Origin of the sequence: Candidimonas humi, assembly GCF_019166065.1 — a bacterium.
Taxonomy (GTDB): Bacteria; Pseudomonadota; Gammaproteobacteria; order Burkholderiales; family Burkholderiaceae_B; genus Candidimonas; species Candidimonas humi.
The window spans coordinates 94,437-120,156 of the sequence record NZ_JAHTBN010000001.1; the positions used below are offsets into that span (position 1 = coordinate 94,437).

The 25,720-nt window shown below is 61.8% G+C and carries 23 protein-coding genes; 18 read left to right on the forward strand and 5 right to left on the reverse strand.

Annotated features, from left to right (window positions below; translation table 11 throughout):
- Positions 1–72: 72 nt before the first annotated feature.
- The 12 genes from KVP10_RS00420 (at position 73) to KVP10_RS00475 (ending at position 14,278) form a co-directional block, all read left to right on the forward strand.
- Positions 73–1,011 carry a LysR family transcriptional regulator gene (locus KVP10_RS00420; RefSeq protein WP_217962471.1) on the forward strand — a complete coding sequence of 313 codons (939 nt, stop codon included), beginning with the start codon at positions 73–75 and terminating at the stop codon, positions 1,009–1,011.
- Positions 1,012–1,383: 372 nt separating this feature from the next.
- On the forward strand, positions 1,384–2,448 hold the full coding sequence (locus KVP10_RS00425; RefSeq protein WP_246600269.1) for a flavin reductase: 1,065 nt from the start codon (positions 1,384–1,386) through the stop codon (positions 2,446–2,448).
- Between the two features lie 125 nt (positions 2,449–2,573).
- A complete protein-coding gene (locus KVP10_RS00430) occupies positions 2,574–3,563 on the forward strand; it encodes a Bug family tripartite tricarboxylate transporter substrate binding protein (RefSeq protein ID WP_217962475.1) in 990 nt (329 codons plus the stop codon).
- Positions 3,564–3,608: 45 nt separating this feature from the next.
- A complete protein-coding gene (locus KVP10_RS00435) occupies positions 3,609–4,991 on the forward strand; it encodes an LLM class flavin-dependent oxidoreductase (RefSeq protein WP_217962476.1) in 1,383 nt (460 codons plus the stop codon).
- A complete protein-coding gene (locus tag KVP10_RS00440; protein WP_217962482.1) occupies positions 4,988–6,349 on the forward strand; it encodes an acyclic terpene utilization AtuA family protein in 1,362 nt (453 codons plus the stop codon). Before KVP10_RS00435 ends, KVP10_RS00440 begins: the two co-directional genes overlap by 4 nt.
- A 2-nt stretch (positions 6,350–6,351) precedes the next feature.
- Complete coding sequence (locus KVP10_RS00445; protein ID WP_217962484.1) at positions 6,352–6,669, forward strand: DUF4387 domain-containing protein; 318 nt, start codon at positions 6,352–6,354, stop codon at positions 6,667–6,669.
- A 144-nt stretch (positions 6,670–6,813) separates the two neighbouring features.
- On the forward strand, positions 6,814–8,220 hold the full coding sequence (locus tag KVP10_RS00450) for an MmgE/PrpD family protein (RefSeq protein WP_217962485.1): 1,407 nt from the start codon (positions 6,814–6,816) through the stop codon (positions 8,218–8,220).
- 171 nt (positions 8,221–8,391) lie between these two features.
- A complete protein-coding gene (locus KVP10_RS00455) occupies positions 8,392–9,933 on the forward strand; it encodes a YifB family Mg chelatase-like AAA ATPase (RefSeq protein ID WP_217962486.1) in 1,542 nt (513 codons plus the stop codon).
- Between the two features lie 113 nt (positions 9,934–10,046).
- On the forward strand, positions 10,047–10,952 hold the full coding sequence (locus KVP10_RS00460) for a LysR family transcriptional regulator (protein WP_217962487.1): 906 nt from the start codon (positions 10,047–10,049) through the stop codon (positions 10,950–10,952).
- Positions 10,953–11,058: 106 nt separating this feature from the next.
- Entirely contained in the window at positions 11,059–12,387 is a 1,329-nt protein-coding gene (locus KVP10_RS00465; protein WP_217962492.1) for an arylsulfatase, read from the forward strand.
- Complete coding sequence (locus KVP10_RS00470; RefSeq protein ID WP_217962493.1) at positions 12,384–13,430, forward strand: Bug family tripartite tricarboxylate transporter substrate binding protein; 1,047 nt, start codon at positions 12,384–12,386, stop codon at positions 13,428–13,430. The genes KVP10_RS00465 and KVP10_RS00470 overlap by 4 nt, the downstream gene beginning before the upstream one ends.
- Before the next feature lie 29 nt (positions 13,431–13,459).
- Positions 13,460–14,278 carry a phosphosulfolactate synthase gene (locus KVP10_RS00475; RefSeq protein ID WP_217962495.1) on the forward strand — a complete coding sequence of 273 codons (819 nt, stop codon included), beginning with the start codon at positions 13,460–13,462 and terminating at the stop codon, positions 14,276–14,278.
- Between the two features lie 78 nt (positions 14,279–14,356).
- On the opposite strand, the gene KVP10_RS00480 is transcribed toward KVP10_RS00475, so the two are convergent.
- Both KVP10_RS00480 and KVP10_RS00485 read right to left on the reverse strand, forming a co-directional pair.
- Positions 14,357–15,088, reverse strand: coding sequence for a FadR/GntR family transcriptional regulator (locus KVP10_RS00480; protein ID WP_217962497.1), 732 nt, complete (start codon positions 15,086–15,088; stop codon positions 14,357–14,359).
- A 94-nt stretch (positions 15,089–15,182) separates the two neighbouring features.
- The gene (locus KVP10_RS00485; RefSeq protein ID WP_217962500.1) at positions 15,183–16,160 is read right to left on the reverse strand and encodes a Bug family tripartite tricarboxylate transporter substrate binding protein; all 978 of its coding nucleotides are present in this window, start codon (positions 16,158–16,160) and stop codon (positions 15,183–15,185) included.
- 222 nt (positions 16,161–16,382) lie between these two features.
- Here KVP10_RS00485 and KVP10_RS00490 point away from each other — a divergent pair, with 222 nt between their 5' ends.
- The 6 genes from KVP10_RS00490 to KVP10_RS00515 are packed head-to-tail and all read left to right on the forward strand — an operon-like array spanning position 16,383 to position 22,412.
- The gene (locus tag KVP10_RS00490) at positions 16,383–17,369 is read left to right on the forward strand and encodes a dihydrodipicolinate synthase family protein (protein WP_217962501.1); all 987 of its coding nucleotides are present in this window, start codon (positions 16,383–16,385) and stop codon (positions 17,367–17,369) included.
- A 16-nt stretch (positions 17,370–17,385) separates the two neighbouring features.
- Complete coding sequence (locus KVP10_RS00495) at positions 17,386–18,171, forward strand: SDR family oxidoreductase (RefSeq protein ID WP_217962502.1); 786 nt, start codon at positions 17,386–17,388, stop codon at positions 18,169–18,171.
- A 15-nt stretch (positions 18,172–18,186) separates the two neighbouring features.
- Entirely contained in the window at positions 18,187–19,167 is a 981-nt protein-coding gene (locus KVP10_RS00500; protein ID WP_217962503.1) for a threo-3-hydroxy-L-aspartate ammonia-lyase, read from the forward strand.
- A gap of 21 nt (positions 19,168–19,188) precedes the next feature.
- Positions 19,189–20,394, forward strand: coding sequence for an amino acid aminotransferase (locus KVP10_RS00505; RefSeq protein WP_217962504.1), 1,206 nt, complete (start codon positions 19,189–19,191; stop codon positions 20,392–20,394).
- A 16-nt stretch (positions 20,395–20,410) separates the two neighbouring features.
- Complete coding sequence (locus KVP10_RS00510; protein ID WP_217962505.1) at positions 20,411–21,460, forward strand: hydroxyacid dehydrogenase; 1,050 nt, start codon at positions 20,411–20,413, stop codon at positions 21,458–21,460.
- Positions 21,461–21,470: 10 nt separating this feature from the next.
- Positions 21,471–22,412: an ornithine cyclodeaminase family protein gene (locus tag KVP10_RS00515; RefSeq protein WP_217962506.1), complete on the forward strand. Its 942-nt coding sequence runs from the start codon at positions 21,471–21,473 to the stop codon at positions 22,410–22,412.
- Positions 22,413–22,505: 93 nt separating this feature from the next.
- Here the strand turns inward: KVP10_RS00515 and KVP10_RS00520 are convergent, their stop codons facing one another.
- The 3 genes from KVP10_RS00520 to KVP10_RS00530 form a co-directional block, all read right to left on the reverse strand.
- Positions 22,506–23,552: a LacI family DNA-binding transcriptional regulator gene (locus tag KVP10_RS00520; RefSeq protein ID WP_217962507.1), complete on the reverse strand. Its 1,047-nt coding sequence runs from the start codon at positions 23,550–23,552 to the stop codon at positions 22,506–22,508.
- A gap of 177 nt (positions 23,553–23,729) precedes the next feature.
- A complete protein-coding gene (locus KVP10_RS00525) occupies positions 23,730–24,668 on the reverse strand; it encodes a Bug family tripartite tricarboxylate transporter substrate binding protein (RefSeq protein WP_246600221.1) in 939 nt (312 codons plus the stop codon).
- Between the two features lie 268 nt (positions 24,669–24,936).
- Positions 24,937–25,692 carry a GntR family transcriptional regulator gene (locus tag KVP10_RS00530; RefSeq protein ID WP_217962508.1) on the reverse strand — a complete coding sequence of 252 codons (756 nt, stop codon included), beginning with the start codon at positions 25,690–25,692 and terminating at the stop codon, positions 24,937–24,939.
- Positions 25,693–25,720: the final 28 nt, after the last annotated feature.

Genomic DNA, 25,720 nt, shown 5'->3' on the forward strand with positions numbered 1-25,720 from the left:
CCGGCTCACTGCAGGATCCGAGCTAAACTCATGATCAATCCCATGAACCAGCCCGGAATGGATTCCCTCCCGATGTCCTCGATACGTCAGGCGCTGCCGCTTTCGATGCGTATCGATCTGGCGGAACTCGAAACCTTCATCGCCGTTGCGCAGCTGGGCAGCTTCAGCCTGGCCGCGCAACATTTGCACATCACCCAGCCTTCGGTGACGAGCCGCATCCAGCGGCTCGAGGCGGTGCTGGATACGAAGTTGTTGATCCGTACCACGCGCACGGTGCAGACGACGCCGCAAGGGGCGCTGCTGCTGCGCGAGGCGACCCAGGTGCTGCACGGCCTGCAGAGCCTGGTCGAAAACTTCCACCAGCAGGCCCAGGCCTCGCGCAGCCGCGTGGCGGTGGCCGCGACTCCGATGCTGGCGGCCGAAGTCTTGCCGCTCATCATTCATTCGTACTGCCAGAAATATACTGACGTGCAGATCGAGCTGCGCGACCTGCGCTATCGCGATGCATTGAATGCACTGTTGTCGGGAGAGGCGGACGTGGCGGTGCTGGCCTTGCAGGAACACGATCGGCGGTTCCGCTTCCAGCCCGTGCGGGAAGACGACATGGTGCTGGTCGTGCCTTCCGATCACGCCCTGGCGCATGCCAGCAGCGTCAGCCCCGACGCGATGGCCGCGTATCCGCTGGTTGTCCTGCAGCATTACGAGCCCATGCTGGCGCGCATTGCCGAGGACATCGGCCGCCGCGGCCTGGCTCTGCCGCCCGCCCAGACCGCCGGCAATCTCAACACCATCATCGGCATGCTCGACGCACGCCTGGGCATGACCTTGCTGCCGCGCTCCATGACGCGGCGCCCGCGGCAGGAAGGACATGTCGTCGTGGAAATCGAGGGCATCCGCCTGAGCCGCAGCTTTGGCATCGCGACCTTGCGCAATGCAGCCTTGAGCTCGACGGTGCAAAGCTTCTGCCGCTATTTGCAGCAGGCGTTTCCCGAGGCATCGAGCCTGGGTTGAAGGGCTGCGCGGCGCCGCGAACGTCGCCGGCGCCACTCCGATCGTCTTGCGCCATTCCGATCGCATTTTCCATCCATGGCTTGCCCTTTCCGGGCGTCCGTATTCCGGCCTTCGAAGGCGGCTCCGGGGCTGCGCCGGGCGCAAGGCAAAACATGGCCTCTGCGCCTGCGTTACATGGCTTTGCCGGCTTGCGGCGCCGCCGGCCATTAATAGGCACCATCAATAAATAGATTGGCATTCACAATTTCTCTAAGGTCTGTCCGGCTCCTAGAATTTCCTCATCCGCGGCACATGCAAGCTGCCGCGATGGAGAGCAAAATGCAGAGCGTGCCGACTCAGTCGAAATTGGATCCGCGGGATCTCCGCAACGTGATGGGAACCTTTCTGACGGGTGTGACCGTGGTGACGACCCGTGACGCACAGGGCCGCAACTATGGCGTCACGGCCAATTCGTTCAGTTCGGTATCGCTCGACCCTCCGCTCATCCTCTGGAGCCAGTCGCTCACGTCTAAGAGCCACCCCGCGTTCCGCGACAGCGACTACTTCGTGATCAACATCATGGCCGACAACCAGATCTCGGTGTCGAACCATTTCGCCAAATCGGGCGAAGACAAGTTCAGCGGCATGAGCTTCAGCGAGGGCATAGGCGGCGCGCCCGTGATCGACGAGTGCGCGGCGCACCTGGAATGCCGGAAGGTCGCCACCTATCCGGGCGGCGATCATGTGGTGTTTCTCGGGCGGGTGGAAAATATGCGCCATCGTCCGGAGTCCAAGCCGCTGGCTTTCGGCAGGGGGCGCTATATGGTGGCCTATGCCCACGACCTCGGCCCCGTGTCGCTGGAACTGGGCGGCTCGAATCTCGCCGATATCGAGGCCATACGCGTGGCCACGGCGGCGCTCCCCGAAATCTGCGAGCGGGTCGGCCAGCACACTCTGTGCCTGGCCGTATGGGGCAACCGCGGTCCCACGGCGATCCGCTGGGAGCCTTCGAGCAACCCTGTCAGCGAGAATTTGCGTACCGGCTATGTCATGAGCATCGTCAGGTCGGCCACGGGCAGGGCGTTCACCGCCTTCTTGCCGCCGAGCGTGAGTTCGGCGCTGGTGGAAGAAGACCTGCGCCTGTCGCGCCGGGACGATGACGACGACATGGCCCGCAAGCTGCGCTTCGAGGCCCACGTCGAAGAGGCGCGCCGGCATGGGCTGGCCAGGGCGACCGAACCCGGGGCGTCGCCCGTGCACCAGGTTGCCGTCAATGCCTTCAGCGCGCCGGTTTTCAATGCCGAAGGCCGCATGGTCCTGGCGCTGTCGCTGACTTCCAGGGCCAGCCGCCTGGACCCCGATTGGGACGGCGCCGTGCCGCAGGCGCTGGCGGCCGCGGCGGCACAGCTTTCGCAGCGCCTGGGCTACCGGCCGCCACAGCAAGCCGCGCAGGCCTGAGGCGGTGCCGCAAGCCGGGTTTGCCGACAAAACATGGGGCTTCCGGGTTTCCGGATTCCCACGGCGATTTTCACTACCACAAACCATCTACCCACTACTACAGCTATCTACCGATTACAGGAGACATGATGATAAACAGACGCGATTTCGCCAAGACCTTGGCCGCCGCTCCTTTGGCGCTTGCCCCGTTCATGCGGGCGCGGGCCCAGGGAGGCCCGTATCCGAGCCGGCCTATACAACTGGTAGTCGGCTTTCCTCCGGGACAGGCCTCCGATACCGTGGCTCGCCTGATCGCCAAGAGCATGAGCGATGTGCTCAAGCAGCCCATCTTCATCAACAACAAGGTGGGGGCGGCCGGCATCGTCGCCAATGTGTTCGTCAAGAATTCCCCGGCCGACGGCTACACCTTGCTGCTGAGTTCGTCGGGGCCGCTGGCCATCAACCCCGCGCTCTACCAGAAGCTGCCCTACAACCCTGCCAAGGACTATGAGGCCGTGGCCCTGCTGGATACCAGCGTGGAGTTCCTGAGCACCGCCCGCAATATGCCTGTGAACAATCTGCAGGAGATGATCGCCTATGTGAAGGAGCGTCCCGGCAAGGTTTCCTACGGATCCAGCGGCTACGGCACGACGGCGCACATCATGATGGAAATGCTGAAAAAGGCCACCGGCATGCAGATCACCCATGTGCCTTACAAGGGCTCCGCGCCAATGGTGATAGACCTGATGGCCGAACGCGTGCAGTTCGCGTTCGACACCTCGTCTTCGATATTGCCGCAAGTAAAGGCCGGCAAGCTCAAGACGCTGGGCGTGAGCAGCGGCGAGCGCGACCCCGTGGTGCCCGACGTGCCGACGATCGCCGAGCAGGGCGTGCCGGGCTTCGACGCTGCCGCGTGGTCGGGGATTCTTGCGCCGGCCGGCACGCCCGCGGCCGTCATCGAGAAACTCAACGCCGCGGCCAACCATGCCTTGGGCACGCCCGAAGTCAAGCGCCACTACGCGCTGCTCGGTTCCTTGATCGATGGAGGCAGCGCCGATCACTTCGCCCAGTTCCTGAAGAAAGAGCAGGTGAAGTGGGGCCGCGCGGTCAAGGACTCGGGCGCGCACATGGACTGACCGCCAGGCGTGCCGCTCATCATTTCATCGCAAAAGGAAGCAACAATGTCCACACCCAGCCGCCAAATGAGCCTGATCGCGTTCATGCAGGCCCAGAATTGCTCCAACTATGTAGGCTCCTGGCGGCACCCGTCGTCCATGAGCGATTTCATGTCGCCGGCCTATTACCAGCGCATTGCCCGCACGCTGGAAGATGCCAAGTTCGACATGGCCTTTTTCGACGATCGCCTGGCGATGCCCGACATCTATGGCAAGGACCACCGCGACACCGTCGCCAACGGCATCCGCGCGGTCAAGCTCGATCCCTCCGTGGTGCTCATGACCATGGCCGCCGCCACTTCTCGGCTGGGCCTGGGGGCGACGTATTCCACCACGTACTACGAGCCCTATCATGTCGCGCGGCTGTTCGCCACGCTGGACCTGATGACCGGCGGGCGCGTGGCCTGGAACGTGGTGACCTCGCTGAACAATTCCGAAGCCGAGAATTTCGGCTACGAAGAGCACCTGGAACACGACCTGCGCTACGACCGGGCCGACGAGTTCATGGAAGTGGTGACCGGCCACTGGGACAGTTGGGAAGACGATGCCTTGCTGCTGGACAAGACGGGCGAGGGCAGGTTTGCCGATCCCGACAAAGTGCACCGCCTGGATCATGTGGGGAACTATTTCCGCTCCAAGGGGCCCTTGACCGTGCCGCGTTCCGCGCAAGGCCATCCCGTGCTGCTGCAGGCGGGGCAGAGCGGCCGGGGCATGGCTTTCGCCGCGCGCTGGGCGGAACTGGTGTTCGCCTCGTATCCCTCGCTGGAGGCCGGGCGCAAGCAGTACGAGTTTCTCAAATCCGCCATCGCCAAGGCGGGGCGCAACCCCGACACCGTGAAGGTAGCCCCGGCCGTCAAGGTCATCGTTGCCGACACCGCGGAACAGGCGCGTGAGCAATACGAGCTGACCGCCGCCCTCGCCAAGCCGATCGATTCGCTGGCCCTGCTGTGCGAAGTGCTCAATGTCGATTTTTCGGCGCGGCCCTACGACCTGCCATTCACAGACGAGGAATTGGCTGCCGTATCGTGGCAGAGCCTGAGGGACAAGGTCATCGCCAAGACCGGCAAGAAGAATCCTTCGGTGCGCGACTTCGTCGAGGGCTCGGGGCGCGGCACCTTGAAGGAGGGCCCCACCTTCGTCGGCACCGCTTCCCAGGTGGCCGACGAGATGCAGGAATGGTTCGAGCACGCCTGCGACGGCTTCGTCGTGTCGGCGACTCGCGTGCCCGGTTCGTACGAGGACTTCGCGCGCCTCGTGGTGCCGGAGCTACAGCGGCGCGGCCTGTTCCGGCGCGAGTATCCGGGCAACACCTTGCGCGACACCCTGGGGGTCTCACGGCCCGCCGTGCACGCCTGGCGCCCGAACGCCGGCAGCCGGAGAGCCGCATGAAGACCGAACTCAAGATCCTGACGCCTCAGGGCATGCTCGGTTACGGCATTCCCGAGGAGCATTTCTGGCGCGGTGTCGAGCGTGGAGTGGACGCCATGATCGTCGACTCGGGCTCTACCGATCCCGGGCCGTATTTGCTGGGCCTGGGCAAGACGCTAGTGACCCGGGAGGCATATGTCCGCGATCTTTCCCTGATACTCAGCGCAGCGGCCCGGCACAAGATCCGCTTGTTCGTCAGTTCCGCCGGCGGCCCGGGCATAGACCGGCACGTCGACGAGATGATAGAACTCATCGGCCAGATTTCCCGTGAAAACGGCTACCGCTTCAAGCTTGCCGCCATCTACTCCAATATCGACAAGACGCTGCTGCACCAGCGCCTGGACGAAGGCCGCGTGACCGAATGCGGTCCGTCCGGCGACCTGACGCACGAGGCCATAGACCAGGCGGTGAACCTGGTGGCGCAGATGGGGGGCGAGCCCTATGCCAGGCTACTCACCGAGCATCCCGACGTCGATATTGTCGTCAGCGGCCGTTCCTACGACCCTTCGCCGTATGCCGGCCTGTGCAGCCTGCATGGCATAGACCCCGGCGTTTATTGGCATATGGGCAAGATCGTCGAGTGCGGCGCCAATTGCGCCGAACCCAAGGGGCGCGTGATCCTGGCCACGATCCGCCGGGACAGTTTCGATCTCGAACCCATGAATCCCGCGGAACGCTGCACGCCGGCGTCGGTGGCCGCCCACACGCTTTATGAAAAGACCCGGCCCGACATGCTGTACGGCCCCGGCGGGGTGCTGGACCTGCGCGGCGCCCGCTACGAGGCGCTGGACGAGCGCCGGGTCCGCGTCAGCGGCAGCGTCTTCACTCCCTCGCAGCAATACAGCATCAAGGTGGAAGGGGCGGCAGTCTCAGGCTACCGCACGATCTTCGTGGGCGGTGTGCGCGACCCCATATTGATAGGCCAGATCGACACATTCCTGGACGGCGTGCGCAAGCGCGCCGAGGCGACCTATCCCGAGCTGGCTGCGGGCCAGGCCCAACTGGTCTTCCACGTATACGGCAGGAACGGCGTCATGGGAGACCTCGAACCGCTCAAGCACGTCGTGCCGCACGAGATCGGCCTGCTGGGCGAGGTGACGGCGCCGACGCAGGATCTGGCGAATGCCATCTGCAGCAGCGTACGCATCTCCGTGCTGCACATGCCGTACCCGGGGCAGCTCGCCACCGCGGGCAATTTCGCCATTCCCCTGAATCCCCCCGAAAACCCCATCGGCCCGGTATGCAAATTCACGGTCTATCACCTGATGGAAATCGACGATCCGGCCGGGTTCTTTCCCGTACGCCACCTGGAGATCTGAGCATGCCCGAAGCTTCATTGAGACAACTCGCCAAAGTGGTGCGCAGCAAAAATTCAGGACCTTTCGAAATCACTTTCGACGTCATATTCGATCGCAAGGATGTCTACGAGCGGGTCAGGGACAGCGACGTGTTGCAGGCCGAGCGCCTGGCGCAGATCTACGGTGTCGGCGTCAATGACGTCATCACCTGCATGTTCTTCGAGCCGGCGCTGGCCTTCAAGCTGACCCTGCGCCGCACCTGGGGCCAGGGCACGACGGGGGAACGCGACACCTTCGGCGCGCAGCAGCACGCGCCTTTGCTGGACATCCGGATTCCCTGAGGCTCTCGCAGCGCGGGCCGCCCGCCCGGGGTTCGGCTCGAGGGCCGCGATTCCGTGCCGGCATCTGTCCGTGCTTTGCATGTACGCCGAAATCCCCGCGTTTTCCGCGGGCCATGTTTTCAAATTCCAGATAGTGAGTGCATCATGACCTCGATCGCAGTACCCAAGCAGATACAAGACGCTGCCTTGACCGAATCCGCCACGCTGGCCGAATTTGCCCTGAACCTGGATCTCGCCCAGGTGCCGCAGGCGGTGCGCACGCTGGCCAAGGAACATTTTCTGGACGCCCTGGGCATTGCCTTGGCATCCACACGCTTCGATTTCGGCCGCGCCATACTCCAGGGCACACGCGAACTGGGGCAGGGCGCGCAAGCCACCGCCATAGGCAGCGGGGAACGCCTGCCGGCCACCTCCGCCGCCCTGGTCAACGGCGTGCTGGCCCACGGCCTGGATTTCGACGACACGCACATCGGCGCCATCTACCACGCCACGGCGCCGGCGCTGGCCGCCGTGCTGGCCGCCGGCGAAGCGGGCGGGGCGAGCGGCGCCGAAGTACTGACCGCCTTCATCGCGGCGCTGGAAATCGGCTGCCGCCTGGCCACCGTGGGCGCGGGCGATTTCCATGACCGCGCCTTCCATCCGACGTCCTTGTGCGGCACTTTCGCCGCCGCGGCCGCCGCGGGCCGGCTGCAGAAGGCCGACCAGCAGGCCCTGGTCTGGGCCTTGGGGCTGTGCGGCAGCCAGGCCGCCGGCATATTGGAACGGGGCACCTCCTGGCTCAAGCGCCTGCATCCCGGCTGGGCGGCGCATTGCGGCCTGTCCGCCGTGGCCCTGGCACGAGCCGGCTTCAGCGGGCCGGATACCGTGCTCGAAGGCCGCCGGGGGTTTTACGCCTCGCACATCCAGCGCATCCCCGAAGGCGATGCGCTGCCCACCGCGCAACTGGGCCAGGCCTGGCAGACGCTGGGCATCGCGCTCAAGCCCTATCCCTGCTGCCATTTCATTCATGCCTTCGTCGACGCCGCGCTGGAACTGCGCGGCCAGTTCGCCCTGGAAGACATCGAGCGCATCGACTGCCTGCTGAGCGCCGGCCTGCACAAGATGGTCGCCGAACCGCGTGCACGCTGCATCCGCCCCGTGACTCCGTACCAGGCATTGTTCAGCGTGCAGTATGTGGTGTCGGTCGCGCTGGTGCGCGGCCGCGTGGACCTCGCCACCTTCTATGACGAAGCGCTGGACGCGCCGGAAGTGCTGGCCGTTGCCGACAAGGCGTATTGCCTGCCCGATCCCGCCAGCGATTATCCCGTCCACTTCCCCGGAGAAGTCATCGTGCACCTGAAGGACGGCCGCCGTTACGCCTGCCGCAAGGCGACCAGCCTCGGCACCCCCGAAACGCCTTTGTCCCGGGCCGCCATCGAAGAAAAATTCATGAAGAACGCCACGCGCGCGATTCCCGCGGAACAAGCGCGGGCCTTGATGGCACAGGTCCTGGATATCGAGAACCAGGCGTCGCTGGCCGGCATCATGGCGCTGTGCCGGGTGCAGGAATAAAGGCATAGGGGACAGGCGCCCGGTGATCCGCGCCTGGCCATGACGCGTGCTTGAGTAGAACCCTCGTGGGACAAATCGGATACACGGCGCAGCACGTGCCGCGTGATCCGCGTGATACTTGGCCTTCCGGCATGCGAGACAGACTCGCGTGCGGCATTGGAAGGAGGGCGGATGTCCCTGGCGGTATTGGCCAGCCGGGCCTTGTACGGACTGGAGGCATTGCCGGTACGGGTCGAGGTCCACGTAGGACCCGGCTTGCCGGCGTTCAACGTAGTTGGCCTGCCCGACGCCGGCGTGCGCGAAAGCCGCGAGCGCGTGCGTTCGGCCATCATCAGCAGCGGCCTGGAATTCCCGGCCGGGCGTATCACCGCGAATCTGGCGCCGGCCGACCTGCCCAAGGAATCCGGGCGCTTCGACTTGCCTATTGCATTGGGCGTGCTGCTGGCCTCGGGCCAGGTGCAGGTGCCTGGGCGTCGCCGCGGCAGCAGCGGCGAGCCCGACCTGGCCGGCTATGTCTTCGCCGGCGAATTGTCCTTGACGGGAGCCGTGGTGGCGGTAGGGGCGCCGCTGGCCATCGCCTTGGCGGTGGCGCGCAGCGACCCGGCCTTGCGGCTGGTGCTGCCCGCCGCCAGCGCAGGCGCCGCCGCGCGCGTTCCCGGGCTTACTGTGATGGCCGCACGCACTCTGCAAGAGGTCGTTGCGCATTTCTCGGAACGGGCCCAGTTGCCCCGTGCAGAGCCCGAGATCCCGCCGCCGGCCGAAGAAAGCGACGCGTGCCTGTCCGAGGTGCGTGGCCAGCCCATGGCGCGCCGCGTACTGGAAGTCGCCGCCGCGGGCGGCCACAGCCTGCTGATGTCGGGGCCGCCGGGTGCGGGCAAAAGCATGCTGGCGTATCGTCTGCCGGGCCTGTTGCCGCGGCTGGCCGATACCCAGGCGCTGGAAGTCGCGGCCCTGGCCGGCATTGCCGGGGCTGCCCAATCGGTCAGCGACGCGCCGCCTTTTCGGGCTCCGCACCATTCGGCCTCCGCGCCGGCAATCGTCGGCGGAGGCATGCACCCCAAGCCGGGCGAGATCAGCATGGCCCATCACGGCGTATTGTTCCTGGACGAGCTGCCCGAATTCGAGCGCCGGGTGCTCGAATCCCTGCGCGAGCCCATGGAGACCGGCAGGGTGGCTATCGCCCGGGCCTCGCGCACCCTGGCTTTTCCCGCATCGTTTCAATTGATCGCCGCCATGAATCCATGTCCTTGCGGCTGGCTCGGGCATGCCACCATGCGCTGCTCCTGCAGCCTCGATCGCATCGAGAAATACCGCGGCAAATTGTCGGGACCGCTCCTCGACCGCATCGACCTGCAGATCGCCTTGCCGCCTGCCGACGCGGCCTGGATGGACGCGCCGCCCGGCGAGGCAACGGCTCTGGTGCGCGCCAGGGTGGAACTATGCCGCAGGCGCCAACTGGACCGGCAGGGCTATCCCAATGCACGCCTCGGCGTCACCGACCTGGATCGCTATTGTGTGCTGGATGCCGCCGCGCGCAAGCTGCTGGGCCAGGCCATGTCGCGCTGGAGCTGGTCGGCGCGCGTGGCGCACCGCGTGCTGCGCGTGGCGCGCACGCTGGCCGATATGCAGGGGGAAGACGCCATAGGCGCGGCGCATATCGGCGAGGCCATACAGTACCGGCAGCCCTGGAGCAGGGCGCCGCGGGGCGCATAGGCATGGATTAGCTGTTCCAGCCTGCCCGGCACATGGCCGCGCTAATTGTGCGAGTATTGCAGCCGTACGATAGGATATATTCCAGTTAGGCATCTAAATTATTCTAAATTCGCATGGAATTTTCGCACAACGATATTGAGGCGTTCATTGAAATCGCCCGTAGCGGCAGCATTACCCGCGCGGCGGAGAATATCGGCATTACACAGCCGTCTGTTTCCAAAGCGCTGCGTCGCTTGGAAGATGCCGTGGGCTTGCCGCTTATTGAACGTGGAATGCGTGGCGCCCGCTTGACTACGGAAGGACAACTGTTTTTGGAGTCGGCAAAGCGCTTCGAGTCCCGGCATTTCGAGTTGGTGCGCATGGCGTCGGAATTGCGCTCTCGCCATTCTGGCCTGCTGCGTGTCGGTGTTACGAGTCCGGCAAGCGACAGCATCCTGGTGCAGTCGATGTCCGAATTGATACGCCGGCGCCCTGGAATGAGATTGCAATTGCGTATCGGCAAGTCAGATGAATTGAATTCCGCGGTGGAAGACGGCCTCCTGGATCTTGCCGTTGTGCCGTCTTATCCGGAACAGACCTGGAGTTGTGCGCAGACGGCCTTGAGCAGCGAAGATGTGCATATCGTGGCCCGGAATAATCACCCTCTAGCGAAGCTGCCTACGGCGACGCTGCAGGATCTGACGCCATATGGCTGGGTCATGCCTTCGGCGCAGAGCGCGGGCGCCCGGTTTTTGCACCAAGTGTTCGAGTACCACGGTGTTTCGTCGCTGAAGGTAGTGCTGGAAACAGAGTATGTTTCCGAAGCAGTAATGGGTACGATCGCGCAAACAGATTTACTCGCGATGGTCCCCAGCGCCATGCTGCGATCCTGGATAGGCGTTATTGTCCCGCTGACGATTCCCCAGATACGGATTCAGCGCACTCAAGTATTGCTGTCGCGCCCACAGGCGACTTGGTCTCCCTTGATGAGTGACATGAGAGATTTGCTGCTGATGCATCGCCCCTCGTCTCGTCCTTGATTACCCTAAATATTCCGAAATGGCATGAAATTGAATGCTAATTGGAATGTCTAAGGGGGGATTTCGACATTAATCTGACTGCTCCTTTCAATAGCAGGATGCAGTCATGTCACCCGTAAATATCGTACTCGTCGTTGCCGATAACCTGGGCTGGGGCGAGCTCGGGTGTTATGGCGGCGGCGCCTTGCGCGGGGCTCCGACGCCGCGTATCGACAATCTGGCGCGCGAAGGGCTGCTGCTGCAAAACTTCAATGTTGAGAGCGATTGCGTTCCCACGCGTTCGGCATTGATGACCGGGCGCCATCCGATACGCACGGGCAGCCTGCAGTCCGTGCCGCCTGGCTTGCCCCAAGGCTTGACCCGTTGGGAAAAAACATTGCCCCAACTGTTGTCGGCCCGAGGATATGCCTGCGCTCATTACGGCAAATGGCATCTGGGGGACATTCCGGGGCGCTATCCTTCCGACCGCGGGTTTGACGAATGGTACGGCATCCCAAGAACTACCGATGAAAGCCAGTTCACGTCTAGCGTGGGTTTTGACCCGAGCGCAGCACAACTGCCCTATATCATGCGAGGGTCTGCCGGCCAGCCTAGCGAGCAGGTCAAGCTGTATGACTTGCAGTCGCGCCGTCATATCGATGAAGAACTGGTGCGCAAGAGCTGTGAGTTCATGAGCCGCCATGCGGGCTCCAAACGCCCGTTCTTTCTTTATCTGCCGCTCGTCCATCTGCATTTCCCTACGCTGCCGCACCCGGATTTCGACGGGCGCACCGGCAGCGGCGATTTCGCCGATTCGATGGCCGAAATGGATCATCGCGTGGGTCAGGTGCTCGACGAAATCGACCGTCTCGGCATCGCGGAAAACACCTTGTTTATATTCTGCAGCGACAACGGCCCGGAATTCCGGGCTCCTTACCGTGGGACGGCGGGCCCATGGCGCGGAACCTACCACACGGCCATGGAGGGAAGCCTGCGCGTGCCGTTTATCGCCCGCTGGCCGGGACGCATTACTCCCGGGCGAGTCAGTAATGAGATCGTGCATGTGACGGACATTTTCTCGACATTGGCGCATGTCGGTGGCGCTCAGCTGCCGGCGGACCGGCCCATAGACGGAGTCGACCAGAGCTCCTTTCTCTTCGATAACGCAAGCAAGTCAGCGCGCGAAGGTTTTGTCTTCTACATCAAGAAGGAAATGCGGGCGCTCAAGTGGCGGGATTGGAAGCTGCATTTTTATTGGGAGCCGGAGGTCAATGAAGGCAAGGGCAAGCTGGAGTCTCCCTATTTGTTCAATCTGACCCGCGACCCCAAGGAAGAAACAGATGTACTGGTCTACAACACGTGGGTGCTTGGCCCCATGTTGCGCATGGTCCAGGCATTCAATGAGAGCGTGGAAGCCTTCCCCAATACCAAACCGGGGGCAAGAGATCCCGTATGAATACGCCGCGCCGATGGATCATTTCTTCAAACCCACAATGCGAGAAAAATATGCGTGATTTCAAGTCGCGTCTGCGGCACTCTATCCAATGCGTCGTGTTGGCTGTGACCGCTCTTGTCCTTGTCGCTCCAGACTGTGTCGCCGCCTCGTCGAGCAATGACTACCCCGTCAAGCCCATTACGTGGGTGGTTGGCTGGCCGCCTGGCGGAAGCGCCGATTTGGCAACACGGCTGGTCGCGCGGCAACTGGAGAAGGCGCTGCATCAAACGGTCGTGATTGAGAATAAGCCCGGCGCTTCGGGCGTCATTGCGCTTAATCAGCTTGCCAGATCTGCGGCGGACGGCTACACCATAGCCACTGTGCCGGGTCCCGTCCTCAGTGCCACGCCCGCACCGGAGTTCGGCAAAGAGCTGGTCGGCGTGGCGATGTTGGGCAAAGGCCCCGCTGTGCTGTTCGGCACCACGGCCAAGCCGATGCCCGCGACGCTTCCCGATCTGATCGCAATACTCAAGTCTCAGCCGGGCAAGTTCAGTTTTGCGTCATCCGGCACCGGCACCGCTCAACATCTGGCCGGCGAATTGTTCGAAAAAATGACCGGTACACAAATGAACCATATCCCGTACAAAGGTGGCTCACAAGCGGTGACCGATGTAATAGGGGGCCAGGTGCAGTTGGGGTTCCTCGGCATTACTGCAGTGCTGCCCCACATTCTTGACGGCAAGTTGCGTGCTTATGCCGTCACCACGGCCAAACGCTCTTCGAATCTGCCCGACACGCCGGCCCTGGCTGAAACGCTGCCTGGTTTCGAGGCCACTCAATGGTTTACTGTTGCGGCGCCTGCGGGTACTCCTGCCGATCGGATACTGAAGATCAATGACGCCATTAATGACATTCTGAAAACGCCGGAAGTTATAGCGGGCTTTAATCGGATAGGCATGGTTCCCGAGCGCCTCGGTCCGGCGCAGACCACCCAGTTTGTCGTGCGCGACCTAAAACGTTGGGAAGCGCTGGCGCGCGAAAGAAATCTGCCCATAGGCCATTGAGCCGGCCGGCAACCAAGGAGAAAGTCAGTATGATCACTACAGGGTTTCAAGGCTTTCCTATTCCCGAGCGCCAGAACAAGCCCCGCACCAGAGGCTTGTCGATGATGATCGACTGGGGTATGGGAATACATCGGCAATCCGACACGGTGGCGTCCGCCGGAGAATATATAGACTTTGCCAAGATCGCAGCTGGCATTGCTCGATTCATGCCCTCCGATCTGCTTTCGGAAAAGCTTGCAAACTATGCAAAGCATGGGATTTCCACATCGCCTGGCGGCCTGTTTGCAGAGCTGGCATTGAAAATGGGCCGCTACGAACAATTCGTCGAAGACGTGATTGCTACAGGCTTCACGGGCATCGAGGTCTCCGACAACTTGCTTAAACTTTCCTCCCGGGAGAAAAGCGACGCGATCGGCCTGGCGAAGAAAAAAGGGTTGAAGGTCTTCGGAGAAGTAGGGCGCAAGGAAGGGGCACTGGATGACGACACCTTGATCCATGATGTCGAAGTGTGCCTGGATGCGGGTTCCGACTGGGTCTTTCTCGAAGCCTCCGAGCTTTTTGCGGGCAATGAGGTACGTGGTGCACTCATCGCTGAGCTGGGCAGGCGTTTTCCCGTTGATAAACTCATCTATGAGCTTCCGGTCGTTGTGATTCCCGGCATTACCCGGGATTACAAGCACAAGATTTGCGCGTGGCTGGTCAAGGAGCTGGGCACCGAAGTCAATCTCGCGAACATCGAGTGGGACGAGATGTACATCACGGAATTGGTGCGGCGCGGCTTTGCCGGCGACACTTCGCACCCTCGAGGTGCTTATCGGCTCGCTGGCTTCGAGCCCGGAGATCATTAGCCAATTGTTCCGAAAGCCCGTTTCCCGGGCGTCCGCGTAGGGATGCGATATTGCGCCCTTTGGGTAAATGGCGTGTTTTCAGGTGTCATGATGTCCCGAGCTTCGCGTCTGCAGTGAGCGCTCGGCGCCTTGCACGTGGGCGAGCATTACGGCTTGTGCGCGGTCTGGGCGGCGTTCGCGGATGCTGTCCAGGATCATTTGATGCATTGCGGTAGACACAATCTGCATTTCCGCATTGGCCTGGCTTTGCCGCGCATTCATCATCACAGCGAGCACGCCGCGCAGTTGCTCGCGCAGTCCTTGCAGTATCCGATTGTGCGACGCCTGTACCAGGCCGGCATGGAATTCGAGATTCAGGTCCAGATATTCGCTGGACGTGGTCGACGGGTCGCGCATGCGGCTCACCAGCGTCTCGAGTGCCTGAATGTCTTCGGGAGTTGCCCGCTTTGCCGCCAGGGCCGCGGCTTCGACTTCGAACATCCTGCGGATGTCGAGCAGGTCGTCGATGAGGAAGCCGACGGTACCAGTGCTGCCCATCATGTAAAGCAGGCGCTGATCAAGCAGGTCCCATCGGTCCGTCTCGTTGACGTATGTGCCCGCGCCGTGCCGGACGTCGACCAAACCCACCGCAGCCAGGACCTGGATGGCTTCCCTGATGACGGTGCGGCTGACTCCGAACCTGGTGCACAATTCAGCGTCTTTGGGCAGCGCCGTGCCGGGCGGCAGGGTTCGGTCCAGAATCTGGACGGCGATCTGCTCGAATACGTCTTCGTGTAGGCGCCGCTTATGTTTGGATGGTGATTCGGTCATGGGCAGGTCATGGGCGATGGCCTCGACATTATAAAAGAAGCGGCTTCGGAAAGAGCCCCGGCATCATGGCCGAAGCCCCGCTCGCCTGCCCGGCTCAAAGCAGTGGAATGCCGGTTTCCTTGATCAGGTGGGCCCAAGTCTTTGTGTCCTGTTCGACCCACTTGCCCAATTCTTGCGGAGTGGTCGGCGTTACGATATAGCCGCCAGTGGCCTCGAGTTTCGTTTTGACATCGGGGTCTTTCAGCGCTGCGACGATGACTTCGTTGAGCTTTTTTACTATGGCATCGGACGTTCCGGCGGGGGCGAAAATTGCGTTCCAGCCGGTCGGGATCGTGTAGGACTTCACTGTCTCGCCGATACGCGGGACGTCCGGCAGCAAGCTGATCCGATTGGCGCCGACGAAACCGATGGGCTTGATGTTGCCTTGTTTCAATTGCGGCAAGGCGGTAGGCAGGTTAAGCGACATCAGGTCCACCTGTCCTCCGAGCAAGTCCGTCAATCCGGGCGGTTCGCCGCGATACGGTACCGTGATCATCTTGATGCCTGCGTCGATTTGCAGCGCTTCGCTCGCCACGCGCGAGGTCGTGCTTCCCACGGCTATGCGCAGCATCCCCGGCTTGCTCTTGGCCAGTGCTATCAGTTCCTTGGCATTGTTGGCCGGCAGTGTTTTGCGCGCGACGATTATTGCGGGAATTACGCCTGTCATCGTGATGGGTTTGAAATCCTTTTGCGCGTTGTAGGGCAAGGTCTTGTATAGGCTCGGGTTGATGGCGTTGGTCGAATTCGTGCCCAGCAACAATGTGTACCCGTCGGGTTTGGCATGCGCAGCGATGGTTGTGCCGACAATACCTCCGGCTCCCCCTTTGTTTTCGACCACGACGGTTTGTCCCAGGTCCTGAGTCATTTTCGCTGCGATCAGCCGTATCGAAAGATCAGAAATCGAGCCGGGTGGGAATGGAACGATGATGGTGACCGGCCGGGCCGGATAGTCCGCCGCGGATGCAGGGCCAGCCGCCAGTGCGACCATGCTCAGCAAGGTGGCCGAAGCCAAACGTTTCAGAAAAGGGTGCATGCCATATCTCCTTTGTGGGGGGGGAATCAATCGCGACGATCTGCGACGCCTTATAGCTACTCGAATGAAGTAGTATCTTATCAATATAGAAATAGTATGTCTATAAGGAATATTATTGGAAATTCGTGTTAATTCGCCAAAATATAAATTTTTATCTTGATAGATATAATATGTCTATATAAAATTCATAGTACTATTTGCAACGATTACAACGAGGAATCCATGAGCCTACTGACACGCAACGCCCGAGGCGTCTATCCCATCGCCGTAACTCCCTTTGCAGATAGCGGCGCCATCGACTACGCAAGCGTGGACCGGCTGCTCGATTTCTATCTGGAGTGCGGGGCCCCCGGCGTCACGCTCCTGGGCGTGCTGGGCGAAGCGAACAAGCTGTCGGAAGAGGAATCGCTGGAACTGACGCGACATGCTCTGCGCCGCATCGGAGGGCGGGGCGATATCGTCGTCGGCACCAACCACACAGGATTCGAGAATTTCCACCGATTCGTATCCAAAGTCATGGAAGCTGGCGCGTCGGCTGTCATGGTCGCGCCCGCCCGAGGCCTCGCGACGGAGGAGCAGGTCTGCAACTTTTTCGGTGAGTTGGTCGGCACTATCGGAACTGGCGTGCCCCTGGTTCTTCAGGACTATCCGCAGAACACCGGTGTATATCTATCAGTGGACACCATGGAGCGCCTGGTCAAGGAATTCGACAGTATCAAGGTGATCAAGCACGAGGAGGGTTCGGCGCTGCGCAAAGTCACGCGTCTGCGCGCCCAGGAACAGGCCGGCCGTCGCGAGCGTGTCAGCATTTTGGTGGGCAATAGCGGCATTCATCTGCCGCAGGAGCTGCATCGCGGCGTCGATGGCGCGAATACCGGCGTGGCATTCCCGGAGATGCTCGTCGAGGTGTGCGAACGCTTTTCCAGTGGGAAGCCCGAAGAGGGGGAAGATCTGTATGACTTGTTCTTACCCCTTATCCGGCACGAGCAGCAGCCCGGTATCGGCTTGGTAATACGCAAGGAAATCTTCCGCCGTCGCGGCCTGATCGATTCCGCTCGCGTGCGCTCACCGGGGCCGCGGCTTAACGGCGACGATCATGCCGAACTCGGTCGCCTGCTGGCGCGGCTGGATCGCAAGCTGCGCGACAGCGGCGAACAGCAAATCATATCTTCTTATCCCGTGCAGGCCTTGGATTCTGTTCGAGCCTGAGCACACAAGGAAAATCATGGACTATGGAATTCATGGGCGCACTGCGCTCGTACTTGGCGCGGGCGGTGGGCTCGGCTCCGCGGTTTGTCTGGCGCTCGCGCGAGAGGGCGTGAATATTGCCGCGGCCGACGTCAATGCCGATGCGCTCCAAGCCACCCGGGAAAAGCTGGCCGGCCTGGGTGTGAAGGTATTGGCGCGCGAATGGGATCTCGCTGACATAGGCAGCCAACGCGGGCATCTCGACGCAATCGAACGGGAAATCGGCTCCATCGATATTTTGTTCAACAATACAGGAGGCCCCGCTCCTTCTCCGGCATACCAGTTCGATGCCGCTACACTTGCGGGGCAGTTCCAGTCGATGGTTGCATCCGTCATGGCGTTGACCAGCCTCGTACTGCCGGGAATGCGCGAACGCAAGTGGGGCCGGATTATTACCAGCGCGTCCTCGGGCGTAGTGGCCCCGATTCCGAATTTGGCTGTTTCGAACTCGCTGCGATTGGCCCTGGTTGGTTGGGCCAAGACTCTGGCCAGGGAGGTGGCTGCCGACGGCGTGACCGTCAATATCGCCATTCCGGGGCGGATAGCAACTGCCCGAGTCAAGTTCCTGGACGAATCCAAGGCCACGCGCCAGGGTGTATCCGTGGAGAATGTCACTGCGGAAAGTTTGGCCAGCATACCGATGGCGCGTTATGGAGAGCCCGGCGAATACGCGAATGCCATCGCGTTTCTTGCCAGTGCAGGGGCGTCGTATGTCACCGGTAGCCAGATCCGCGTCGATGGCGGCCTGCTGTCCAACATTTGAATTGCTTTCATCACCATGCTTATACCCACTCTCGCTGATGTCGGCGCTGCGGCATCCCGTTTGGCCGGCGTTGCGCATCGTACGCCCGTCTTGCAGTCGCGTACGGCCAATGCACGCCTCGGTGCAGAAATTTTTTTCAAACCGGAAAATCTCCAACGCATGGGGGCCTTCAAGTTTCGTGGCGCGTATAACGCCATTTCGCAACTCACGGACGCTCAACGCCGCGCAGGTGTTGTGACATATTCGTCGGGAAACCATGCGCAGGCCACTGCGCTGAGCGCGCGCCTGCTGGGTGCGCCGGCGGTCATCTTGATGCCGCACGACTCGGCCAAGTCGAAAGTGGAGGCGACCCGCGGGTATGGTGCGGAAGTGATTTTCTACAATCGCTTCGACACTGACCGGGATGCCCTGGGGGCTGCCGTTGCGCGCGAACGAGGCTTGACCATGGTACCGCCGTATGACGACCCCCATATCGTGGCGGGGCAAGGAACGGCGGCTCAGGAATTGATGCAGGATGTGCCTGGCCTGGATCTGGTCGTGGCCAGCCTGGGCGGTGGCGGGCTGCTTTCGGGAACGGCTGTTGCCGTGCATGGCATGGCGCCGAAAGCGCAGGTTATCGGGGTGGAGCCGACAACGGGCGACGATGGGCTTCAGTCGCTGAGGGCTGGCCGTGTGATACGTATCCCGCCGCCTCAGGGCTTGCCCGAAGGCGCATTGGCGACGCATCTCGGGGCTTTGAATTTCGAGATCATCAAGCAGCATGTCGCCGATATCGCGACCGTCTCGGACGAAGACATCGTTGAGGCCATGAAGTTTTATGTCCAGCGCATGAAGCTGGTCGTGGAGCCGACGGGTGCCATGCCCTTGGCTGCCTTGTTCAACGGTTCGATCGATGTGCGCGGCAAGCGCGTAGGCATCATCATCAGCGGGGGGAACGTGGATCTCGAACGATTGGCTGCGCTTATTGCCGCGCCCGGCACAGGCAGCGCTCGATAGATTGTTTACAAAGGACTTGCAATGCAATCACCGTTTCTGCACATCCCTGGCACGCCGCTGGACCCCATCATGGCGCTGTTCGAGGCATACAACCACGACTCGCGCCCCGAAAAACTCAATCTCGTCGTCGGCGTGTATACCGACGAGAATGGCAGCATTCCGATATTGGACTCGGTGCGCAGCGCCGAGCAGGAGTGGTTCGCACAAGGCAAACCGAAGAACTATCGGCCCATCGAAGGCACTCCCGGATTCCGTCGAAGTGTTCAAGATTTGTTGTTCGGCGAAGACAGTGAAGTCATCACCGACCAGCGTGCCGCTACGCTCCAGAGCGTAGGAGGGACGGGCGGCCTGAAGATCGGAGCCGATTTATTGAAAAAAGTCCTGCCCGACGCGGTCGTGGCCGTGAGCGACCCGAGTTGGGAGAATCATCGCGCCTTGTTCGAAGCCGCCGGGTTCAAAGTCGTGTCCTACCCTTATCACGATCCGCAGTCTCATGGCGTGCGATTCGATTCCATGTGCGCCTTCTTGCGAACGCTGCCCGCAGGTTCCATAGTCGTTTTGCATGCTTGCTGCCATAATCCCACGGGTAGTGATCTGAGCCCCGATCAGTGGCGCATGCTAGTGGATTTGACGGGTGAAAACGATCTTTTCCCCTTCATCGATATCGCGTATCAGGGGTTCGGCCGCGGCTTGGCCGAAGACGCGCTGGCGGTACGCCTTTTTGCGCAGGCTCACAGGGATTTCCTTATTGCGAGCTCGTTTTCCAAGTCGTTTTCCCTGTATGGGGAACGTATCGGTGCGGCGACCATCGTGTGTGGCGATCCGGCTGTCGTTTCGAGGGTAGAGGGGCTGGCCAAACGGCTGGTGCGAACGAATTATTCCAATCCTCCCACACATGGCGCCGCCATCGTAGAGACTGTTCTTCGCACTCCATCGCTGCGTTCGTTGTGGGAATCGGAGCTCGGTCATATGCGTACGCGCATCCGGCGCATGCGCGAGCAGCTTGCCGATGCACTGGATCGCAACGATTTGGGCGGGTCTTTTCAGTTCATCAAGGCCCAGAACGGCATGTTTTCCTATTCGGGGCTGTCTGCCGAACATGCCAAGACGTTGCGCGACGATTTCGGTATCTATGTCTTGGACACCGGCCGCATTTGCGTTGCCGCGCTCAACGATGGAAACCTGGATCGCGTCGTCCGGGCGATTACGCACGTAGTGAAACGATAAGCGGGGGGATACGACCATGGCGGTAGAAAAGCTTGTCGTCCGTTTCGATCATTGGGTCGATCCGATATTCGATCGTACTCTGAGTCAGGCATCCGGTATCTCGCTTGAAGTATTGTCCCGAGACACTTCCGATGCCGCCATGCGGCGGCTGGCTGCTGCGCATGTCTATCAGATTTCGCCGGCGGTCAATGAGCTGCCCTTGCCGTGGCGGGCCAACAAGGAATTGCTCGCGCAGTGCCCGAACCTGCTGTGCGTGTCATCGGGTGGAGCGGGGCATGACACCGTGGATGTAGACGCATGTACGCGTGCCGGCATCGCCGTGGTGAATCAGGTTGGGGGAAACGCCGCATCTGTGGCCGAATATGCCATCGGGATGATGCTCGCGGTTTCGCGCCGCATAGCCGAATCCGATCGCAAGCTGCGATCCAGGCGCGGATACACAAGAGAAGATCTCATGGGGCACGAAATTACCGGGAAGACATTGGGCCTGGTGGGAATCGGGCACACGGGGCGCGCCGTGGCCGGACTCGCGCGGGCTTTCCGGATGCGTGTGCTGGCCTATGATCCGCTGCTTTCCTCCGAGGAAATCAGTGCGCGCGGCGCTGAAAGCGCCGATCTGCCCGCCTTGTTGGGGCAATCCGACATCGTATCCTTGCATTGCCCCTTGGATTCCAGTACCCGTAGCCTGATGGACGCCGAGGCCTACGCGAAAATGAAAAAAGGCGCGATTTTCATCAGCACGGCGCGAGGGGGCATACATGACGAGCTGGCGCTTCGTGCAGCGTTGGCCGATGGCCATCTGGCAGGGGCGGGACTGGATGTTTGGGAGTCCGAGCCGCCCGCGCTCGATCATCCGTTGCTCGCCTTGGACAATGTGGTCGCCGGCTTTCATACTGCCGGTGTCTCGCACGAAGGGCGCAGAAATGTCGCGGCCATGGCGGCTGATCAGATTTTGGCGTTCTTGCGCGGCGAAACTCCGCCCCGACTGGTGAACCCTGATGTCTGGCCTGTTTTACAGGCTCGGTTCGCTCGCCTCCTGGGCATGCAGATTGCCGGGAATACGTGAGGTAAATCGGATGAAATTCGTCTCCGAATCCGAGTCCGCCTCCATTGTCGACCACGCATTGGCCTACGAGGCCGTGCGCCAGGCATTCATTGCGGCCGTCGATCCCGGCAGCCGTGTTTTTCCTGCCGTCATCGCCCACGGATCCGACAGGGCCAACCGGTTTTCCCTGAAGGCGGGCGTTACGTCGGCGTTGGCAGGCGTAAAAATGGGCTTTAATTGGCCTGCGAATAAACTGCGTTCGATGCCAAGCCACAATTCGATCATCGTCATTCTCGATCAGGAAGTGGGCAAGATCGAGGCGGTCATTGAAGCCGGTGTGGCGAATGCCTATCGAACCAGCGCCGCCAATGCCGTGGCTACCGATGTTCTGGCCCGCCCCGATGCCCATACCCTGGCAATATTCGGCGCAGGAAATCAGGCTGGCTACGAGTGTGCGGCGATCGCGCGTATCCGTCCCATCACACAGGTGCTTGTCGTGAACCGGGATGAATCCAGGGGGCAGGCTTTCGCAGAGCGCCTGCGACGCGACGGCATGAACGCCAGCGTTGTACCGACGCAGCACGCTTGCGAAGTTGCGGACATCATAGTAACTGCGACGGCTTCACAGATTCCCTTGTTCGATGCCGGATGGGTGCGCCCAGGCACTCATGTGTCCGCCATGGGCGCCGATTCCAAAGGCAAGCAGGAATTGCCGGTCTCCCTGCTGCTGCGCAGCCGCTTGTTTTGCGATCTTCCCGAACAGTCCCTGCGCATCGGGGAGTTCCAGCATATTTCCGATGCCGCGTCGGCGGCCGTGCAGTCCGTGACTGCGATCGGCTCGATACTCATGGGGGCCGCTGCCGGGCGAAACAGTGCGTCAGAAATCACGGTCTTCGACAGTTCGGGGATCGCTCTTCAGGATTTGTTCATCGGAAGGTGCATTCTCGAGGCGCTTAGGGCGCGAGAGAGTTAGGCGGCTTGTGGAGGGCTGCCCTCGCACAGAGGAAGGCGGGGCGGGCAAGGGCTGCCGGGCGCAGCTTGGCTGGCAGCGTGGAAGCCTGCCCGCTCAGCCACTGTCGCGTTCGATGATGGAAAAACCCAGGTCTACGACAGGCTCGGCCACCGGCTTGCCGGCGAGCTTTTCCATCAGCATGTCGGCCGATCGGCGGCCGATTTCCACGCTGTCGATTTGCACTGTCGTCAGTGCAGGGTCGATGTCCACCGCGAAGTCCAGGTCGCCGAAGCCGAGTACCGCGACGTCTTCGGGTACGCGCAGGCCGCGCTGCTTGAGCTCGGTGATGGCGCCCAGCGCTACCAAGTCCGATGCGCAGAAGATGACGTCGAGTTTCGGGTGCAGCGCCAGCAATTCGGCCGTGCCTGCGCGTCCGTGGCGCAGGCGCGTGGGTGCATCGATTTGCGCCGCGGGTATCCCGGTGTGCCCATGCCGGGCAGCAGCCTTGGCAAAGCCGCGGGCCCGCAGGGCGCTGCGCGGTTCCGAGGCGACGATCATCGCCGCTTGCCGATAGCCCTTGCGGTGAACGTAGTTCGCCATTGCCGCCCCCGCGGCTTCGTGGGAAAAACCGACCAGCATGTCCACGGGCGTGCGCGTCTTGTCCCAGGCTTCTACTACCGGTATGCCGATGGCCTGCAGCCGCCTGCGCATCGGGGCGGAGCGGATGGCGCCCATCAGCACGATGCCATCGACGCGGCGGCTCACGACGGCATCGATAAGCGCATTCTCGGTGTCCTGTTGGTAGCCGCGCTGGCCCAGCATGACTTGATAGCCCGCCGCCGCCAGGGTCTCCGTCAGCGATTGCACGGCCAGCATGAAGGATGAGCCTGAAGAAATGGTGGGGACCAGGCAGGCGATGACCCGGCTGCGCGATGATTTCAGGCCGCCTGCAAGCAGGTTGGGCACATAGCCGGTCTGGCTGACGGCCTGCTGGACCTTGAGCCGGGTCCGCTCGGCGACAATCGTGGGGTTGCCGAGCGCCCGCGATGCGGTAATTGTAGATACGCCGGCCACCCTGGCCACATCGGCCAGAGTGGCCTTGCCCGGTGTGGCCGGAATGGGTGGCGATGTACGGGCTGGCTTGGGATCCTTTGCCTGCATCGGTGCTTGTTATGAGTGTGGCGTATGTGCCGCCGAGGCCTCGGGTGTGCGGGGAACAGGCTCTTGTATGGCTCTCGCCTTATCCGCTTTCCGCAAGCGCCGCGCCAAAGGAGGTCGGACGGCAAACGTAGGCCGATAGCATAGCAGATTGCATCCTGCCGGCGACCGGCCGAGTCGCTAGTTCAGGTGGATTCCGGCGTCCTTTACGACCTTGGCCCAACGCGCGGTTTCTGAATGCTGCCATGCATCGGCGTCTTGCCACGAGTTTGCCACGACCTCATAGCCCTGTTTTTCCAGGACAGCCTTGGATTTCGGAGCGACCAGCGCGGTGCGCAGCGCTTTCGACAGCCGTTCGACGACAGGGGTCGGGGTGGCCTTGGGCACAGCGATGCTTTGCCACGAATAGACCACCATGTCGGATATGCCGGCTTCCTGCATGGTCGGCACATCGGGGATAGATGCGATGCGATGTTCGCTGGTGACAGCCAATGCGCGCAACTGGCCGGCCCGGATGTACGGGAGGACCGCGCCCAGGTTCATGAACATGACTTTGATCTGGCCGCTCAGCGTGTCCGAAATGGCGGCGCCTCCGCCGCGGTAGGGCACGTCGACGCCGGGGCTGTGGGTGCGTAGCCGGAACAGGGCCGCGGACAATTGCTCGGAAGCGCCCATGCCGGAGCAGGCGTAGGACATGCTTTCGGGGTGCTGTTTGGCATAAGCCAATAAGCCGGCTACGTCGTGCACGTCCAGCTTGGGATTGACCACCAGGACGTTGGGTGTGCGCACTGCTTCGGTCAGGTAGCGGAAATCGCGCGTGGGGTCATAGGCCAGTTTTTTGTAGATCGAGGGATTGATGGCGTAGGTGCCTATCGAGCCGACCATCATGGTGTAGCCGTCGGGCTTTGCACGCTTGAGTTCGGCGGCGCCGATGCCGCCATTGGCGCCCGGCTTGTTTTCGATGATAACGGTTTGCCCCAATTCTTGTGTCAGCGCGGGCTGGATGGCGCGCGCCGTGATGTCCGACGAGCCGCCAGGTACAAAGGGCACGATCAGGTTCAGGGGTCTATTGGGGAAGGTGGCGGTGTAACCCGCGCAGCTCCAAAGTATTGTTGCCATCGCGCAGCTGCGGCTCAATCTGCGAGACCAATTCATGGTTTTCTCCTCTCTGATAGGTGGGATGGGCTTCGCCCTTGTCATGCTGAAAGCCTATGTTCGGGGCTTGAAGCCGTCATATGACAACGATGTCATTTTTAAATGATATCGTTGTCATAAACGCCTTGCAAGAACTTCTCGATAGATCCGATGCATGTACGGGCATAGCGATGCTTGGCTGCCAGACATGGTGGCGGCCATGCACGGCAGACCGGAAGTGTGTGGGCGAGGGCTATTTGCTCTCGGGGCTGCCCCAGCGAGGCGCGGCCTCGTTGGCCAACCCCTGGCTGCGTTGCAGGGCGCTGAGCATGCGCGCCAGCGCCCCCTGCAAATGGGTGCGTATGGCGGCTTCGGCGCGCTTGCCGTCGCGCTTGGCGTAGGCGGCGAGAATCTCGGCGTGTTCGTTGACGGCATCGTCCGAGCCTATCGTGCCGGCGTCGCGAAACAAGGACATGCGTGCTCCCGCGAGCACGGCATGCATGGACTTGTAGCTTGCCGACAGGACTTCGTTGCGCGCGCTGTCGACTATGGTCTGGTGGAACTGGCTGTCCAGGGCGGTGTATTCGCGGTATTCGCGAAAACGCGTCCCCAGCTTGCGCATGGAGCGCATGGATTTTTCGATCTTTTCCAGGGCGGCTCGCACGTCGGGTGCCCCTGCGGCCGCGCCGACATTGGCGCAATAGCCTTCGGTAACTGCGCGATATTCCATCAGGTCGCGCAGGAATTGCGGTGTCGGGCTGGGCGTGACCGAATAGCCGGTATTGGTGGCCGATACCACCAGGCGTTCGGCCTCCAGCCGCGCCAATGCTTCGCGTATGGGCGAAGAGCTGACACTCAATTGGCGCGACAGTGCATCGATGTTCAGGCGTGCGCCGGGCTCCAGCCGTTGATCCAGGATTTGTTCCTTGATCGCCGCATAGGCGCGCTCGGTCAGTGAGACCTTCTTGGGTGAAGTGCCGGACGGCTGCGGGCGGGAAGTGGTGCTCATGTCGATGGCCTATAGCGCCGTGGATATT